19 protein-coding genes are annotated in these 16,995 nt (G+C 66.7%); 12 read left to right on the top strand and 7 right to left on the bottom strand.

The features are described 5' to 3' along the window. Positions 1-39: 39 nt before the first annotated feature. Together NE358_RS08080 and NE358_RS08075 are read right to left on the bottom strand one after the other, a co-directional pair. Positions 40-438 (bottom strand): arsenate-mycothiol transferase ArsC, encoded by a 399-nt coding sequence (locus tag NE358_RS08080; RefSeq protein ID WP_289942553.1) that lies wholly within the window; start codon positions 436-438, stop codon positions 40-42. 20 nt (positions 439-458) lie between these two features. Next, complete coding sequence (locus NE358_RS08075) at positions 459-1,133, bottom strand: arsenate reductase/protein-tyrosine-phosphatase family protein (protein ID WP_289942552.1); 675 nt, start codon at positions 1,131-1,133, stop codon at positions 459-461. 49 nt (positions 1,134-1,182) lie between these two features. Between NE358_RS08075 and NE358_RS08070 the strand changes: the two genes are divergently transcribed. Continuing rightward, positions 1,183-1,944 (top strand): aquaporin, encoded by a 762-nt coding sequence (locus NE358_RS08070; RefSeq protein ID WP_289942551.1) that lies wholly within the window; start codon positions 1,183-1,185, stop codon positions 1,942-1,944. 11 nt (positions 1,945-1,955) lie between these two features. Next, positions 1,956-3,341, top strand: coding sequence for an FAD-dependent oxidoreductase (locus tag NE358_RS08065; protein ID WP_289942549.1), 1,386 nt, complete (start codon positions 1,956-1,958; stop codon positions 3,339-3,341). 620 nt (positions 3,342-3,961) lie between these two features. Here NE358_RS08065 and NE358_RS08060 read toward each other — a convergent pair. Then, positions 3,962-4,771 carry an RNA polymerase sigma factor gene (locus tag NE358_RS08060; protein ID WP_289942548.1) on the bottom strand — a complete coding sequence of 270 codons (810 nt, stop codon included), beginning with the start codon at positions 4,769-4,771 and terminating at the stop codon, positions 3,962-3,964. A 125-nt stretch (positions 4,772-4,896) separates the two neighbouring features. Here NE358_RS08060 and NE358_RS08055 point away from each other — a divergent pair, with 125 nt between their 5' ends. From NE358_RS08055 to NE358_RS08030, 6 genes are all read left to right on the top strand, one after another. After that, positions 4,897-5,301, top strand: a complete 405-nt coding sequence (locus NE358_RS08055; protein WP_289942547.1) for an arsenate reductase ArsC — start codon at positions 4,897-4,899, stop codon at positions 5,299-5,301. 83 nt (positions 5,302-5,384) lie between these two features. Continuing rightward, a complete protein-coding gene (locus tag NE358_RS08050; RefSeq protein ID WP_289942546.1) occupies positions 5,385-6,485 on the top strand; it encodes a hypothetical protein in 1,101 nt (366 codons plus the stop codon). Between the two features lie 84 nt (positions 6,486-6,569). Next, on the top strand, positions 6,570-6,887 hold the full coding sequence (locus NE358_RS08045; protein WP_289942545.1) for an antitoxin VbhA family protein: 318 nt from the start codon (positions 6,570-6,572) through the stop codon (positions 6,885-6,887). A 246-nt stretch (positions 6,888-7,133) separates the two neighbouring features. After that, complete coding sequence (locus tag NE358_RS08040; RefSeq protein WP_289942544.1) at positions 7,134-7,319, top strand: hypothetical protein; 186 nt, start codon at positions 7,134-7,136, stop codon at positions 7,317-7,319. Between the two features lie 651 nt (positions 7,320-7,970). After that, on the top strand, positions 7,971-8,585 hold the full coding sequence (locus NE358_RS08035) for a DUF433 domain-containing protein (protein ID WP_289942543.1): 615 nt from the start codon (positions 7,971-7,973) through the stop codon (positions 8,583-8,585). After that, on the top strand, positions 8,582-8,998 hold the full coding sequence (locus NE358_RS08030; protein ID WP_289942542.1) for a PIN-like domain-containing protein: 417 nt from the start codon (positions 8,582-8,584) through the stop codon (positions 8,996-8,998). Before NE358_RS08035 ends, NE358_RS08030 begins: the two co-directional genes overlap by 4 nt. A gap of 62 nt (positions 8,999-9,060) precedes the next feature. Here NE358_RS08030 and NE358_RS08025 read toward each other — a convergent pair whose 3' ends face one another. The 3 genes from NE358_RS08025 to NE358_RS08015 form a co-directional block, all read right to left on the bottom strand. Continuing rightward, a complete protein-coding gene (locus tag NE358_RS08025; protein ID WP_289942541.1) occupies positions 9,061-9,738 on the bottom strand; it encodes a cation efflux transmembrane domain-containing protein in 678 nt (225 codons plus the stop codon). Beyond that, the gene (cmtR, locus tag NE358_RS08020) at positions 9,735-10,094 is read right to left on the bottom strand and encodes a Cd(II)/Pb(II)-sensing metalloregulatory transcriptional regulator CmtR (protein ID WP_289942540.1); all 360 of its coding nucleotides are present in this window, start codon (positions 10,092-10,094) and stop codon (positions 9,735-9,737) included. Before cmtR ends, NE358_RS08025 begins: the two co-directional genes overlap by 4 nt. A 544-nt stretch (positions 10,095-10,638) precedes the next feature. Next, positions 10,639-10,893 carry a helix-turn-helix domain-containing protein gene (locus NE358_RS08015; RefSeq protein WP_353853279.1) on the bottom strand — a complete coding sequence of 85 codons (255 nt, stop codon included), beginning with the start codon at positions 10,891-10,893 and terminating at the stop codon, positions 10,639-10,641. A 326-nt stretch (positions 10,894-11,219) separates the two neighbouring features. Between NE358_RS08015 and NE358_RS08010 the strand changes: the two genes are divergently transcribed. Continuing rightward, positions 11,220-11,510 carry a hypothetical protein gene (locus NE358_RS08010; protein ID WP_116239797.1) on the top strand — a complete coding sequence of 97 codons (291 nt, stop codon included), beginning with the start codon at positions 11,220-11,222 and terminating at the stop codon, positions 11,508-11,510. A 3-nt stretch (positions 11,511-11,513) separates the two neighbouring features. Here NE358_RS08010 and ppgK read toward each other — a convergent pair whose 3' ends face one another. Beyond that, positions 11,514-12,299: a polyphosphate--glucose phosphotransferase gene (ppgK, locus tag NE358_RS08005; RefSeq protein WP_289942539.1), complete on the bottom strand. Its 786-nt coding sequence runs from the start codon at positions 12,297-12,299 to the stop codon at positions 11,514-11,516. 96 nt (positions 12,300-12,395) lie between these two features. Here ppgK and NE358_RS08000 point away from each other — a divergent pair, with 96 nt between their 5' ends. The 3 genes from NE358_RS08000 to NE358_RS07990 are packed head-to-tail and all read left to right on the top strand — an operon-like array spanning position 12,396 to position 16,966. Next, complete coding sequence (locus NE358_RS08000; protein WP_279367003.1) at positions 12,396-12,599, top strand: SPOR domain-containing protein; 204 nt, start codon at positions 12,396-12,398, stop codon at positions 12,597-12,599. Between the two features lie 19 nt (positions 12,600-12,618). Next, positions 12,619-13,965, top strand: a complete 1,347-nt coding sequence (gene glnA / locus NE358_RS07995; protein ID WP_499318514.1) for a type I glutamate--ammonia ligase — start codon at positions 12,619-12,621, stop codon at positions 13,963-13,965. A gap of 10 nt (positions 13,966-13,975) precedes the next feature. Then, entirely contained in the window at positions 13,976-16,966 is a 2,991-nt protein-coding gene (locus NE358_RS07990) for a bifunctional [glutamine synthetase] adenylyltransferase/[glutamine synthetase]-adenylyl-L-tyrosine phosphorylase (RefSeq protein ID WP_289942538.1), read from the top strand. Positions 16,967-16,995 lie beyond the last annotated feature (29 nt).

The raw sequence follows: 16,995 nt of genomic DNA, 5'->3' as shown, positions 1-16,995 counted from the left end.
GGGGCGAGACGCTGTGGCGTCCCGCCCCCTCTGCCGTGCTCAGTGGGTGAGGAGCGTGGTCTGGATTTTTTCGGAGACGGCTTCGCGCAGGGGGCGCACGGCGTCGGCGTCCCAGGCTTCCGGGTTGGGGAAGGACCACTCCAAGACCTCGCCCCGCGGGGTCGACGGGAGGGCCAGGCCCGGCTTCATCAACACCACAATGTCCGCCTGCTCGAGGTCATCGTCCGTGACCGCGCGGGGCGTCCGGTTCGTGATGTCCATGCCAAGTTCCGCGACGGTGGCGGCCACGGCGGGGTTGACCTCATCGGCCGGCGATAGTCCCGCCGAGGTGGCGGTGAACCTGTCGCCGGCGAGGTGTTCGAGGAGGGCGGCTCCGAGCTGGGAGCGCCCGGCGTTGTGCTGGCAGATGAATAAGACGGCGGGGGAGTAATCGGTCACGGGTGCTCTCTTTCAGGTGGTCAGGATGCGATAAGTCGGGGAGCGAGTTGCGTGATCCGGCGCTCCAACTCGTCGTAGGCGGTGTCGAAGGCGGCGTCGGTGCCCACTCGCACCGGATCGGGGATCGACCAGTGCAGACGCCCGGGCACGTGCAGTTCCTCGTGAGCGTTGTCGCACACGGTGACAACGAAATCTGATGACGTCAGCACCGTCTCCAACGCCCGCGGCGCCTCGTGGGGAAGTTCGAGCGCGTGACGGTCAGCGGTGGCGATCGCGCCGGGGGCGATGTGAGCGGCGGGATGGGTGCCGCCGGAGGCGGCAGGAATGGTGCTGTGCGTTGACCACAGCGCCGCCGCCAGCTGCGACCTAGCCGAGTTCGCCGTGCATACGAACATCACGCGGCTTGCTCGTTCTTCGCGTCCCGGGACGAGGCCCTGGAGAGCCGTGTCGGTGAGGCGGACGTAGCTGCGCCGCCTGTCAGCCTCCGACCTCGACCGGGAAGCCATGCCTGCCCCCTCCAACACGTTCAGGTGATGGGCAACGAGATTTGCCGGCATCCCGAGGGCTGTCCCAATCTCGGAGGGAGACAGATCACCCAGTGTCAGGAGATCGACGATCCGTAGGCGCGACGGATCGCCGAGGGCGGCGTGCCGGGCGGCGCGCGCCTCCACCATGCCGGTTCGTTCGATGTTCATTGATTCAATATTGACTGAACTACCTGGCGCGGGTCAAGATGGGGCCCACATGAACACCACCGACCTCTCCCACACTCCCGACGCCCGACCTCACGTGCTGCGCCGCGCTGGCGCGGAGTTTGTGGGAACGGGTCTACTCGTGACCGTTGTGGTCGGCTCGGGAATCGCCGCGCAACGCCTCTCACCCACCGACGTGGGCGTGCAGCTGCTCGAAAACAGCCTCACCACCGCTCTCGGACTCACGGTGCTGATCCTCATGCTCGGCCCGGTTTCGGGGGCGCACTTCAACCCCGTGGCGTCGCTCGCAGACTGGCTACTCGGGCGGCGAACGGGAACCGGCCTGCCCCTGCGGGATCTTGCTCCCTACGTCGCGGCGCAGGTTTTCGGCGGCATCGCCGGCACCCTCCTGGCGGGGGTGATGTTCGACACCGCCCCCACGCTCTCCGGCAACGACCGTGCGACCGGTGGACACCTGATCGGGGAAGTGGTCGCAACTGCCGGGCTCGTGCTGCTGATCTTCGCCCTCGCCCGCACAGGGAAAGGATCGGTGACCGCGGCCGCGGTGGGTGCCTACATCGGGGCGGCGTACTGGTTCACCAGCTCCACATCGTTCGCCAACCCCGCCGTGACCACCGCGCGCATGTTCACCGACACCTTCGCCGGCATCGCACCGGCCTCCGTAGCCCCGTTCATCATTGCTCAACTCGTCGGCGCAGCCCTCGGGCTCGCGCTGCTGCTCGTTCTCTACCCGACCGTCGCCCGCGCCGCCGGTGAGGCTGTCGTCCCCACACACTCCGACACCACGTCCTGAAAGGCACCACCATGCACCTTGTAGCCATCGGCGGAAGCGACGCCGGCATCTCCACCGCCCTCCGCGCCCGCGAACTCGACCCCTCCGTCGACGTCACCGTCGTCGTCGCAGACGCCTACCCGAACTTCTCCATCTGCGGCATCCCGTACTACTTCTCGCGCGAGGTGCAGCCCTGGCAATCCCTCGCCCACCGCACCCACGCCGACCTCGAAGCCACCGGCATGAACCTGCGCCTAAACACCCTCGCCACCGGCATCGACGTCAACGCCCGCGCGCTCACCGTCCGCGACGCCACCGGCACCGAATCCACGATCAGCTACGACGCCCTCATGGTCGGCACCGGAGCATCACCCTCCACCGCCGGTATCGCCGGACTCGACCAACTCGGCCCCGACGACGGGGTGCACCTGCTGCACTCGATGGGTGACACCTTCGCGCTCGAGCGCTACCTCGATGAGCGCCAGCCCGAAACGGCGATCATCGTCGGCGCAGGCTACGTCGGCCTCGAAATGGCCGAAGCTCTCACCGTCCGCGGCCTACACGTCACCCAACTCCAACGCGGCCCCGAAGTGCTCTCCACCCTCGACCCCGAACTGAGCTCCCTCGTCCACGACGAACTCACCCGCCACGGCGTCGACGTCCTCACCAGAACCCGCATCCACGCTGTCACCCGTGACGACGGGCGCCTCACCGTGGCCGGCACCCGCGACAGTGACCCGTTCTCCCACAGCGCCGACCTCGTGCTCGTCGTCGTCGGCGTGCGACCCAATACGAACCTCCTCACCACGGCCGGCGCAGCGACAGGGGCCGGCGGCGCTGTCGTCGTGGACGAGCAGATGCGTACGGGACTGCCCAACGTGTGGGCAGCCGGCGACGGCGTGGTCACCCACCACCGCCTCCTCGGCGTCACCTACCTCCCGCTGGGCACCACCTCCCACAAGCAAGGCCGCATCGCCGGTGAAAACGCGATCGGCGGCAACGCTCGCTTCGCGGGCAGCCTCGGAACACAAGTCGTCAAGGTCTTCGATGTCGTCGCCGCGCGCACGGGCCTCCGCGACCACGAAGCAACCGCCGCCGACTATGCCCCGCAGAGTTACACCGCGATCGCGGATGACCACAAGCGGTACTACCCTGGCGCGACCCCCATCAGCATCCGTATCACCGGCGACACTCGAGACGGTCGCCTCCTCGGCGCGCAGCTCGTCGGCACCCGCGGCGCAGAAATCTCCAAGCGCGTCGACACCTACGCCACCGCCCTGCACCACGGAATGACCGTCGCGGACATGAGCGACCTCGACCTCTCCTACACACCGCCGCTGGGCTCCCCGTGGGACGCCGTGCAGGTCGCCACCCAAGCGTGGGAGCGGGAAGTACGATCGGCAACGGTCAACGTCTGAACGTCGTCAGCTCGCACGCAGAGAGGGCCTGCACGCGTGACGTGCAGGCCCTCTCTGCGAGTCAGATCAGACGCGCTGGCTGATTGTGCCCCCGGGGTTGCGGTTGGCGGTGGATTCGGTGACGAACCGGCCCGTCGACGCGGAGCGGTGCACCGTGGTCGAGTTGTTAGTGCCGGAGCCGACACGTTCGGTGGTGGTCTTTCCGGGCCAGCGGGCCGCGGCGGCCTTGGTGACGAAACGACCGGTAGATGCAGAGCGACGTACAGTTCCCACAGGAACTCCTAACTGTTTGTGCCGGGTGCCGTGAGACGGAGCGCCGCGCGTGTGCGGCTGCCAACTCCGGTACAGTCAGTGCTTTGGATGAGACCTGACACTCTCAGGGCTTGTGAGCCGTCCCGTTCCCGCGGGGCGGCTCTTTTCTGTTGTGATCCCGACACCTCGGTATATGTACGCCCGCGGCTACTTCCCCTCGCGCCCGCGCAAGGTTTTTGACGAGATGGTGTTCGCCGCCGATCGGGAGACGAGGGACTGCGCTTTGCTGGCGGGGACGGATCGCCGCGCTGCTTTCGCGCTCTGCGTGCCGAAGGACGACCGTTCGACCTTGCCCCGAAATTGATCGCTCATGCTGACTCCAGGTTCTCTCGTACTTGCTGACGTGCTCGCGCGATCGCGGATTCGACCGCCTTCGCGGTCATCCCCAGCTTCTCCCCAATCTGCGCATGTGTGAAGCCGTGCGTGACGCTGAGGTAGAAAGCGGAGCGGACGCGCTCCTCGGTGATCTTCCCGAACGCGCGGCGCAGCTCGTCCCGTACCTGGGCGGCCTCGCTGGCATCCGGGGCGAGGGGAGTCGCCGGCCCATCCTCGAACTCATCCGCCCATTCGGGTGTAGCCGGCGGCGCCTGTGGCTCCGCGTAGGAGCGCAACTCCTCCCGTCGCCACCGCTTGTAGACGTTGCTGAACTGTCTGAGGCATTGACCGACGAAGAACGTTCGGAGGGATGCACCTTTAGCGGGGTCCCACATTTCTGGAACGAGGACGTTATCTCGGAACGCCCGCAGCGCTAGCACGACCGTCTCGTCAGCGAGTCCTTCGGCGTCGTCGACCATTGCGCCCAGTCGGGGTTCGGGCTCCAGCGCACCGAACCCCTTTCGCGCGACCTCGGCTCGGATCTGTCCCTTGTAGATCCATCCGCAGATCACGGCCCACCCGTACTTCGCAATCTCCGCTGCGAAGAAGTCGTAGTTGCGACCAGCGAACTTCTCGGCGCGCAGAGCGGCGGCCAAATCGCGATCACCCGCGAGACGGTCTACCCGCTCCTCGGCACTGATCCGGTCTCGGTCGACCAACTTGGCCCGCTGTGCTGCCCAATCCCGGACGGAAAAATCGCCATCAGACGACGAATGCTCTCCGAGCTCATCGGTACCGGTCATGGCAATCCTCGCGATCCTGGGTCAGCTCATATTCACCACAATCCCTCATATGTCCGACACTGCGCGTTTCCCCTCGCGGCAGGTCGAGAAAGTTTTGACCAGCAGTGCCGGTGGCAAATCGCAGCATGCCCGACACCACAAAGCCCGCCGCCCTCTTCGTGTGCGTCCATAACGCCGGCCGCTCACAAATGGCCGCAGACTACCTCCGCGCCCTCGCCGGCGACAGCATCGACGTGTACTCCGCCGGCAGCCAGCCCGGCAACACCGTCAACCCCGCCGCCGTCACCGTCACGGCCGAAGAGGGAATCGACCTCTCGGCTGCGACGCCGCAGATCCTCACCACGGACGCCGCGCGTCAAGCCGACGTCGTGATCACGATGGGCTGCGGCGACGCCTGCCCGCTCTTACCCGGCAAGCGATACGAGGACTGGCAGCTCACCGATCCCGCAGGCCAACCCGTCGAGGTCGTCCGCGAGGTTCGCGACGACATCAAGGTCCGCGTCCAGCGGCTCATCGACAGCCTGATCTGACCGGGTGGTGCGAAACCGATCGGTTTCGAACTACGGCATCGTCAGGTCTGCCGACAACGAACAGTCACCGGTACCGTTCCACCATGGGGGAAACCGGGGACGTCGTAGCGGATCGCATGCAGTGGCTCTCCGAGCAAGCTAAGCCCCGGGTCGAACTCGCGCGCAGGCGTTCCAACGAGCTGATGGAAGACATCAGCCGATGGCGGAAGCCCGACCCGCTTCGAACGGCTCTCGTCGTCAAGGACGCCCCGGAATGCGGCTGGTACATCGAGGTAGTTTCAGTCGACCCACCGCCCTCACTTGATCAGTGGGGCATTCAAGTCGCGGAGATCGCTCATCACCTACGCAGCATTCTGAACACCTCGCTGACTCGGGTAGTTCAGGCGGAAGGTGGGGTGCCCTCCAAGGCTCTGCAGTATCCGATTGCTCTGACGGCCAAGTCTTGGCGGCAGCAAGCTGGCCGCATCAAAGGTCTTCCTGAACGAGTACAGCGAGCGATCTACGCGAGCCAACCGTTCATGTCGGCTAGAAGCAGCGGAACCCTGCCAGAAAATCAGTTGTTGGCGGTGCTCGGCTGGGTGGACAACGAAGATAAACATCGTCTCGAGCTGCAAGGGACCCTCGCGCCCTCCTGGATGGAGCACCAGGCGATGATTGTCACACCAGATGGTGTGGCGCGCCGTGTCGCTCCCAAGCTCACGTTCGATTGGAGCTTGGCTCCTGGCACTCGGCTGGTGGATGCTGACACCACGCCGCACGTCGTTGATCACATGCACAGCGCCACGCTGGACCTGCAGATGGAAGTTCTCTACCCGGATGAGTTAGATACGACCACGGATGTCCCCAAGCTGGTCGAAGAGATGTGGACCGGCTACCAAGACGCATTCGTGGCTCTGATCACTGCCTGGGCTGACGAGAAGATTGACTATCGGCTCCTCGCCGGTTCGTCCGACTTCCACCAAGGCGCGGCCTTCGGGAAGGCGGCTGTGGACGCAAATGTTGGACCAGGAACATGGGACGACGACTTCGCCAGAAGGCGGTACACGCGACCTAGAAAGAAGATTGATCCTGCGGAACTAACGCTGCCGCCGGAATTACGCGAAGCGAGCTCACCACGACTATCCGAACGTGACACGGTGAAGTGGGACACGATCGACCATGGGCCGCTGAAGCGCTCTATCTAAGTCTCCGCTTCGGTGTTCAGAACGCACAGAGCTAATCGATGCTTCTGCGCCATTGGGAGACTTGATGGGTTGAAGGAAGCCACCGTGGCCGAGTCTCCGATGAAGATCGAGCAGCAGTACCCAGAGCTGTTCGCTCAGCTCGACGATAATCAGCGTCGCGCCGTGATGCGGTCGCTCGCCGCTGGCTGGCATGAGGACTTGGAGCCCACCCGTGAGGACGTCGAGGACCTGACGGACTACATGCGCGGCGCGATCGACGCGGACGAGTACGGCCGTCGCTCGGATGCCGCAGCTCACCGCGCGGCCAAGGCGTCTCGACGCGCCGCCGGCATCGTCGGCGCAGCCTGCCAGCGCGCGTTCGGCGCGTTCCACAGCTTGCTCCGGCGAGAGTTGCGCGACTGATCTGTTCATGGGCAACTTCTCGCAGCTGCTCATCGGCCAGCGACTGCAGATCTCCATCCGTCCCCTGGATCAGCTGTACGCAGGCACCGGACAGCTGGGCGTCGTGGTCTGTTAGCGCGGCGACATCGCAATTGCCCGGACGGCTGCCTTCTCCGTGTACCGGGCTCTGCGGGGCGCTTAATGGTCCGCGCGAACCGTGGCATTCGTTTCGATCAGGGGGACGACACCACCGACGAGGGATCTCGAATGGTGCTCGACACCGTCGAACACCCCAGGCTCGACACGAACGCGAACGCCGCTGACGAAAGAGTCATTGCGGGGGAGGGTGGGTACTCCGTTGTGAACCCAGAAACCGGAGTCACGGCCGTTTGGCTGGCGGGCGAGCGCATCCCGCTGTGGGCTTCGGACCTGCAGGAGATTGACGCGAAGTGAGCCACACAGGGCGTCAACCTCACCGGTCAGCACCAGGGTGCTCCCTCGCTGACAGAGCGGAAAGGAAGGCAGCGAGCCCTCTTCTCGGGGCCTAGACCCGCCTGCGCCCCAGCCGAGTACCTCGACCATTTGGGTCGAGGCACTCGCGGTTTCAGCGGCTGGCGTTCAGCGAGCGATATCGAGCGGGGGCTGATCCGAGCGGCCGTCGAAGTATGCACCTCGGCCGCCCGGGTAGATCATCAGTTGCGAGGGCTCGCTGCTCGAAGCCGGGGCCCCGCATCTCCATTCGCCGCCGGGGTACTGACCGGCGATGTCCCACGAACGGTTCGCGCCGCTCAGCGCGTTCTCGTCGCTAACATCCACCCAGGAAACATCGTTTGGGGAAACCGCAGCCCAATGGGCGACGCGTCCCGCACACGTGGCCGCGAACTCATCGATTGTTGACTTGGCGGAGCATCCGCTTGCCAAAAGTGCGGTCAGGGTTACGAGCGCGGTTATTGAAGCGGATCTGATCAATCGGTCTGACACGACCGGGATGATAGCCCGCCAATGAGGCCAGTTTGGGTCCGGGGCTACAGCTGATTGCGGCACGTCGAACGCATTGTCGGAGCTGACCCCTACGATGGGGCCTATGCGTGAGGGGGTGGGACAGTGACGTACACGCCAGCGCTCGCGGCCAAGCTGTCGGGCGCCACCCCCTATCAACTGAACAAGTGGCGCACCAAGGGGCTGCTCGTGCCGGAAGTGAGTCCGGCACGACCGCCCGTGTATTCGTACCGCGACCTCGTCGCGCTTCGCGCAATGGTGTTCATTCGTGCGAAGACCTCTGCTCAGAGACTGCGCGCGGCGTGGGGGAAGCTCGACATGGTGGCTGTCGCGGATCATCCTTCCGCGTACAGCTTCGGAACGGACGGCCGAGGGATCTTCGTGCGGTTGCCGGATGGAACAGTGCTCGATCTCATCGATAAGCCGGGGCATTTGCTCAGCGAGTACACGTTCGAGGAGTTGTTCGAAGAGTTCGAGAACTTCCGCGGACAGCGAGTCGCGGACCTGCGCCGCCCGGCTCGAAGTCTGAGCATCCATCCGCGAACGCTTGGCGGCTATCCCGTCGTGGAAGGCACGCGGGTGCCGTTCGACACCATTGCCCAGCTTGTCGACGGGGACGACGTCACGACGGAAGACATACCGGACATGTTCCCGCGAGTCTCTGCGCGGGCCGCCCATGACGCCGTTGAGTTCGCACGCTCGCTGGAAGAGGCAATGTGACGGCGAACGCGGGGCGACCGAAGTTCTTCATCGATGAGAACCTGCCCGCCGACTACGCCGAGCTTTTACGAAGGCCCTTCAAGAGCGCGCTGTACAAGTCATACCTCGAAAAGAGCTTGCGAGGAACGCAGGACGTCACGCTATTTCCGGAGCTTCGTCAGAGAGGGTTCACCGCGATTCTGACGCAGGATCGGCGACAACTCTTCTACGAGGAAGAACGAGACGGTTTGCGTGCGGCAGGGCTCCACTGGGTGGGGCTTGTAGAGGTCAAAGGCAGGGGGTTGCGATTCCACTCGCAGGCGCTGGGGATGCTGGCTGCCGCCCTGCCAGACCTAATCGCACAGCACGATAGGAGCCTCACGCGTTCTACATCACACCTGATCACGCCAAACCGCTGTTACCGCTGCAAGTAGAGCGCATCTAGTTGTCGCATCGGGCATCATCGCGACCCACCTCCCGCCCCTGCGAACGCGGCTCAGCAGCACCCGTCTGTGCACGTCGCGGACGCCCTCTCACCGGTCAGCTTCGCTAGCGGAGTGGCGCAGCATGCGTCGCCCTTCCACGCTTCGACACCCTCGCGGACGGCGAGGGCTGCGATGACGAGCGCGGCGAGCGAGTCCGCCCACGCCCATCCCAGCAGGCTATTCAGCAACAGGCCGGCAAGCAGCGCCGCCGAGAGGTATGTGCAGAGCAGGGTCTGCTTCGAGTCGGCCACGGCAGATGCTGAACCGAGTTCACGGCCGGTGCGGCGCTCGAACCAGCTGAGGAACGGCATGACGGCCAGGCTCAGCGCGGCGATCGCGATACCGACCGGTGAGTGCTCGGCCTCGCGGAAGCCCAGCAGCGAAAGCACGGCGTCGACACTCACGTAGGCGGCTAGGCCGAAGAATGAGAACGCGATCACGCGGAGGGCGACCTTCTCGCGCTTCTCGGGGTCGGGCGCGGCGAACTGCCATGCGACGGCCGCGGCGGAAAGCACCTCGACGATTGAGTCGAGGCCGAAACCGATGAGTGCCGCCGAGGATGCCGCGCCGCCGGCGAGGAGAGCTACTACCGCCTCGATCACGTTCCAGGCGATCGTGACAGCCACGACGAAGCGGATTCGGCGACGAAGAACGTCGCGTCGCTCAATCGTCAGCGTAGGGGCGGTCATCGTGCCGTCTCCGAACTGCAGCAGCCGGCCACGCTGCAGCCCGGATCAATGCATGGCGCGCTCTCGTCGACAGCGAGCGTTACATCGACCAGTGCTGTGAGCGCTGCGGCGAGGTGCGGGTCGGCAATCTCGTAACGGGTCTGCCTGCCGCTGGGCTCGGCTACGACGATGCCGCAGTCGCGCAGGCACGCAAGATGGTTCGACACGTTCGAGCGCGAGAGTCCGAGGTCACGGGACAGGACTGCCGGATAGCTCGGCCCATCGAGCAGGGTCATGAGGATGCGAGAGCGGGTCGGGTCAGCCATAGCTCGACCGAGCCGGTTCATCACGTCCAGCCGGGAGGCAATAGTCAGCATCCGATGACTATACACCGAGTGCTGACCCTTCTGTGGAGACGGATCGACGCGGGCGCACGGCTGCCGCGCGCCGCTCGATTTCATTTTTTCGCGCGCTCGGCCGTCCCTCACCCGCGCACCGCCCAAAGATCCCCCTCCCCGGTTGCCAGCTGATGTAGGGCGCGTAGGGCCAGTGGGCCGCGTGCGAGCACGACGCTCAAAAAAGCCCCCGTCAGCACCTATTCGCGAGGTGAGCGCGGAGTCCGTGGTGGTCCCGCCCGCCCTACCGGGCGCCCTACAGCCCGACAGCGGCGAGTAGGGCGGGAACCGAGCGCGTGTGCGTCAGATCATTAAGCGGAAATCACGGTGGGCTGATTGGCCCCGGGATTACTCGGACTGATCGGATACGTATTCCAAGCGATAGACCGGCCTCACGAACTGCGGCAGGCACCTCCGATCGCCTGCGAGTCTGCGTGTACAGGCCCGGCACGTCGGGAACCTCGACCGCCCACCAGCCCCGGGATCGGACCACCACCGCAACGACACGCATATTCGGCATGATCGTCTATCGCGACCGTAGCCGGGGCGCGGTGCGGTGTTCGCACTGCTCCCCGCGAAGGTAAGCATCGAGGCAGCCCTCTGCGATCAACCACCGGCCACCCGGCCGGCGCTGCGAACCATGAAGCTCTCCGTTTTCCAAGCGCAGGCGAACGGTCACTATGTGCTGACGGGCGATCTCGGCCACCTCAATCGATGTGTACTGCTTCGTAATCACTCCGACAAGGTAGCGCGGTCCGCAGAGAGTCCGCAGAACCCCCATCTGCGGTCATCAGCCACCCACGCCCGACAACATAGCAAACAGCCTCTCATCAGGTTCTTCTGCTGCTCCCGACGAGATCCCACTGCTGCCAACTACTGGCACACCAGTACCCGGCGTACAGGCCGGCCCATTCGCACACCGGGACGATCGGCGGACGATCGCGGCGTCGCCGCAGAGCTGGCCCGGAGAGATGTCGCGCGAGGGGCACGCGCGCCGGAGGGCCGTCGAGGCCGAGTTCGACCGCGAGACCATCGGCTCGTCGAACCGATGTCTGGTGTCGGATGTCTGTTCTACACTCGAGCACGGCCGGGGAAGGGGTCCGGTGCATGGGTACAGGGGTCAGCGACGAGATGGTCGCCCGGGTGCTGGCATCCATCGCCCCCTGCACGCTCCAACCCGAGACGTGGGGCGCGCGAGCGATCGACTGGTATCCGCAGAAGCGCCCGGTGTGGGCATGGGTGACCTGGCCGAACCGCGCCGCGACCCGCGAGCCCGCCTGGGCGACGGGTGGCAACGACCGCGTCGTCATGCTCGAGGTGCCCTGCGCGGGCGGGCACTGGGCGCCCGTCGTGTGGCGCAACGCGGTCAGCGTCCGACGGATCGAGAACGCCGCGTGAGCGCTACTTGACCGCGGGCAGGGCTTCCGGCACCGGGACCGCGAGCGAGGCCGCGCCGATGATGCCGGCGTTGTTGCGGTGCTTCGCCGGAACGATGGGAGCGCGCAGCTTCAGCAGGGGCAAGAAGTTCTCGGAGTGCTTCGACACGCCGCCGCCGACGACGATGAGGTCGGGGCTGAAGAGGAACTCGACGTAGTCGTAGTACCACTGCAGGCGCTTCGCCCACTTCTCCCACGACAGTTCCTCGCGCTCCAGCGCCGAGTACGCGGCGAAGTGCTCGGCGTCCTTCTTGTGGCCGGCGCGCTGCAGGTGGCCGAGCTCGCTGTTGGGCACGAGCACCCCGTCGTAGATCATGGCGGAGCCGATGCCCGTGCCGAGGGTGGTGAGGATGACGAGACCCTCGACGCCCTTGGCCGCACCATAGCGCACCTCGGCGATGCCGGCGACATCGGCGTCGTTGGCGAAGTGGATGTCACGCGAGAGGCCGTGCTCGAAGAACTTCTCGGCCTCGAAGCCGATCCACGACTTCGACACGTTGGCGGCCGAGAGGGTCTGGCCGTTCTTCACGATGGCGGGGAAGGCCACGCCCAGCGGCAGGTCGTCGGGAGCCTCGAGCGTCTCGAGCACCTGCTTCACCGCCGCGAGCACGTCGGCCGGCTCTGCGCCCTCGGGCGTCGCGACCTTCACCCGGTCGCTGACGAGCTCGCCGGCATCCAGATCGACGATTCCGGCCTTGATGCCGGTTCCGCCGATGTCCACTCCGACCGCACGAGACGCATTCGTTGCCATACCCCTCACCCTATCCAGCCGCACGGTCGGGATCAGTAGGATCGGGGGAGCACCGGCGGTTCGCGCCGAGACGCGAGATCCACGTGAGGAGCGATCGTGAGCGACGATGACAAGAAGTACTGGTACAACCTCGAGACCGGCCAGGTCGAGCAGGGGTACGAGTCGCCCGCGGTCGATCGCGCCGGCCCCTTCGACACCGCCGAAGAGGCGGCCAACGCGCCGCAGCTCATGAAGGAGCGCTCGAAGCAGTGGGCCGAAGAAGACGCCCGCGACGACTGGGGCTCCGGCTCCACCCGCTGAACGCCCACCGAAACGAGGGATGACGATGGACAAGCAGCGCGATTTCGTCTTGCGCACGATCGAGGAGCGGGGCGTCAAGTTCGTCCGCCTCTGGTTCACCGACGTGGTCGGCACGCTCAAGTCGGTGGCGATCGCCCCGGCCGAGGTCGAGGGCGCCTTCACCGAGGGGCTGGGCTTCGACGGCTCCGCGATCGAGGGACTCACGCGGTCGTACGAGTCCGACCTCCTTGCGCACCCCGACCCCACGACCTTCCAGATCCTGCCGTGGCGCGGTGAGATCGACCCCACCGCGCGCATGTTCTGCGACATCACGACGCCCGACGGGCAGCCGGCCGTCGCCGACCCGCGTCACGTGCTCAAGCGCACGCTCGCCAAGGCGGCCGACGCCGGGTTCACGTTCTACACGCACCCCGAGATCGAGTTCTACCTGCTGAAGTCCTCTCAGCTGGGTGCCGACGGTCGCCCGCAGCCGGTCGACTCGGCCGGATACTTCGACAACGTGCCCGGCGGCACGGCGCACGACTTCCGCCGCCGCTCGGTGCGCATGCTCGAAGACCTCGGCATCTCGGTCGAATTCAGCCACCACGAGGGCGGCCCCGGCCAGAACGAGATCGACCTGCGGTACGCCGACGCCCTCACCACGGCCGACAACATCATGACCTTCCGCACCGTCGTGAAAGAGGTCGCGATCGAGCAGGGCGTGTACGCCACCTTCATGCCGAAGCCGATCAGCGGTCAGCCCGGCAGCGGCATGCACACGCACCTGTCTCTCTTCGAGGGCGACATGAACGCGTTCTACGAAGAGGGCGCGCAGTACCAGCTGTCGAAGGTGGGCCGTCACTTCATCGCGGGCCTGCTGCGTCACGCCAACGAGATCTCGGCCGTGACCAACCAGTTCGTCAACTCGTACAAGCGCCTGTGGGGCGGCGACGAGGCGCCCAGCTTCATCTGCTGGGGCCACAACAACCGCTCCGCTCTCGTGCGCGTGCCGCTGTACAAGCCCAACAAGGGTCAGTCGACGCGGGTGGAGTACCGCGCGCTCGACTCCGCCGCCAACCCCTACCTGTCGTACGCGCTCATGCTCGCGGCGGGCCTCAAGGGCATCGAGCAGGAGTACGAGCTCCCGGCCGAGGCCGAGGACAACGTCTGGTCGCTCAGCGACGCCGAGCGCCGCGCGCTCGGCTACGCGCCGCTGCCGGCCAGCCTCGACCACGCCCTCGAATACCTCGAGGAGTCCGAGCTGGTCGCCGAGACGCTGGGCGAGACGGTCTTCAAGTACGTGCTGCTCAACAAGCGTCGCGAGTGGCAGCAGTACCGCGCCCAGGTGACGCCGTTCGAGCTCGCGAGCAACCTCGAAGCGCTCTGACGGTCGTTCCATGACCTCGGGCGACCGTTCCACCGCGCTCACCGCCCTCGCCCGCACCGGCTTCTCGCGGCTCGCCGAAGCAGACACCCTGCTCAGTGAGCTCGAGGAGTCGGTGGGAGTCGAGCGGGCGGATGCCATGCAGCTCGCGCAGCGCGTCGCGGATCCCGACCGCGCGCTCCTGTCGATCCTGCAGGTCGCCCGCCGTGATCGCGACGCTGTTCGCGCGACCGCCGCGGACGCGGGCGCGTGGCGTGCCCTCTGGGATCTGGTCGGCGCGTCCGACGGCTTCGCCGAGTTCTATCTGCGTCACCCCGACGAGATCGTTCATCTGTCGGGGGCGGGGCTCACGGTGCCCGATGAGCCCTCCATGCGCGCCGAGCTTCTGGCATCCGTCGGCGATGTCGAGGGCTTCGCCGCGGATTCGTCGGATGCCGCCTGGGTCGCTTTGCGCGTTCGCTACCGCCGTCTGCTGGCCCGGATAGCCGCCTACGACCTCGGCCAAGACGACCCGGCCGGGGCCATCCCCGTCGTGGCCTCCGCGCTGGCGGACCTCGCGGGGGCTGCCCTCGAAGCCTCGCTGAGCGTGGCTCGCGCGCGGGTCTCCTCTCCGGGGCCGGGGTCCTTTCCCCGTGACCAGGTCGAGGCGACCCGGTTCGCGATCATCGCGATGGGCAAGACCGGTGCGCGCGAGCTGAACTACGTCAGCGACGTCGACGTGATCTTCGTCGGCGGTTCCGCCGACGAAGAGGTGGTCTCCGAGGCTCGCGCGATCGACATCGGCACGCGCCTCGCCGTGCAGACGATGCGCGGCATCTCGGGACCCGAGATCGAGCCGCCCCTGTGGGAGGTCGACCCGAACCTGCGCCCCGAGGGCAAGCAGGGCGCCCTGGTGCGCAGCCTCGCCTCCCACGAGCAGTACTACGCCCGGTGGGCCAAGAGCTGGGAGTTCCAGGCGCTGCTGAAGGCCCGCGCCATCGCGGGTGACGCGACGCTCGGCGCCGAGTACGTCGCGGCGGTCCAGCCGCTCGTCTGGCACAGCGCCGCACGTGAGAACTTCGTCGAGGGCGTGCAGCGCATGCGCGAGCGCGTCACCGACCACATCCCCGCCGCCGAGGTCAACCGGCAGCTCAAGCTCGGCCCCGGCGGTATTCGCGATGTCGAGTTCACCGTGCAGCTCCTCCAGCTCGTGCACGGTCTCACCGACGAGCGCATCCGTCAGCGCGGCACGCTCGAGGCGCTCGATGCCCTGGTCGCCGAGGGGTACATCGGTCGGAGCGAGGCCGAGGCCTTCGGTCGCGACTACCGCCTCCTTCGGCTGCTCGAGCACCGCCTTCAGCTCCGCGGACTGCGCAGGACGGCTCTCCTCCCCGAGAAGGACGACGACCTGAGGGTGCTCGCACGGGCGTCCCGGCTCGCGGACTCGGCATCCGGGGTCCAGGCGGTGTGGGAGGGCATCAAGCGCGAGGTGCGCGATATCCACGTGCGCCTGTTCTACCGTCCGCTGCTCTCGGCCGTCGCCGCCCTTCCCGAGGAGGAACGGACGCTCTCGACCGAGCAAGCGCGCGACCGGTTGGCCGCGATCGGCTTCCGCGACCCGGCCGGCGCCCTGCGACACATCGCGGCGCTGACCAGCGGGCTGAGTCGCAAGGCCACGATCCAGCGGCATCTCATGCCGATCATGATCCGATGGTTCGCCGATGGCGTCGATCCCGACTACGGACTGCTCGTCTTCCGTCGCATCAGCGAGCGGCTCGGCAACACCCCGTGGTTCCTGCGGATGCTGCGCGACTCAGCGGGTGCCGCCGAGAGCCTCACGCGCGTGCTGTCCGGTTCGCGGTACATCGGCGAGCTCATGGAGTGGATCCCCGAGTCGGTCGCCTGGCTCGACGACGATGCCCTGCTGCGTCCCCGCTCCGGCAAGGCCCTCGAAGAAGAGGCCCGAGCGATTCAGACGCGCTGGCAGAACATCGACGACGCGATGCGCTCGGTGCGTGCCCTGCGTCGCCGCGAGATGCTGCGCGTCGCGATGGCCGCGGTGCTCGGCACGGTGTCTTTGGAGGAGCTCTCCGACGCCCTGACGACCATCACCGAGGTCACGATCCAGGCCACTCTGCGCGCCGTGCGCCGGATCGTCGTACCCCCCGAAGACGACGACCTCGACTTCGCGGTCATCGCGATGGGGCGCTTCGGCGGCCGGGAGCTCGGTTTCGGTTCCGATGCCGATGTCATGTACGTCTACCGCGCCAACGGCATCGACCCGCAGCGGGCGAGTCAACTCGCTCTCAAGCTCGTCGCGGGCCTGCGCGAGCACTCCGAAGACCACCGTCTACCGCTCGACCTCGACGCCGAGCTGCGTCCCGAGGGGCGCAGCGGACCTCTCGCCCGCTCACTCGACGCCTACGCCGAGTACTACCGGCGATGGTCGCTGTCGTGGGAGGCTCAGGCGCTGCTTCGCGCACGCGGCGTGGCCGGCAGCGTCAAACTCATCGGAGCGTTCCTCGAACTGGCCGACGAGGTGCGTTACCCGGTCACGGCCGACCAGAACGGTCTGCGCGAGATCCGCCGCATCAAGGCGCGCGTCGAGAACGAGCGCCTGCCGCAGGGAGCCGACCCTGCGCGACACCTCAAACTCGGCCCGGGGTCGATCAGCGACGTGGAGTGGCTGGTGCAATTGCTGCAGCTGCAGCATGCCCGCGCGACCCCGGCGATGCGCACGACGTCCACCCTCGAAGCGCTCGAGGCCGCCGTCGATGCGGGCCACATCGAGGGCGAGGCAGCCGACAAGCTCGCCGCCGCGTGGCACCTGGCGAGCCGCCTGCGGTCCGCGAACACGCTGCTCTCGGGGCAGACGAGTAACGTCCTCCCCGTCGACCGCGCCAAACTCGACGGCATCGGCCGCATCCTGGAGTATGCGCCGCGCTCCGCGACGCAGGTCGAGGAAGACTACTTCGGCGTGACCCGACGCGCCCGCCGCGTCTTCGACAAGCTGTTCTACGGCTGACGGCCGCAAGCGAAGGGATGCCGCGAGAC

The sequence above is a fragment of the Sphingomonas sp. G5 genome, assembly GCF_052660795.1.
The sequence above is the reverse complement of the archived record's forward strand: the minus strand, read 5'-3'. Positions and strand labels throughout refer to the sequence as shown.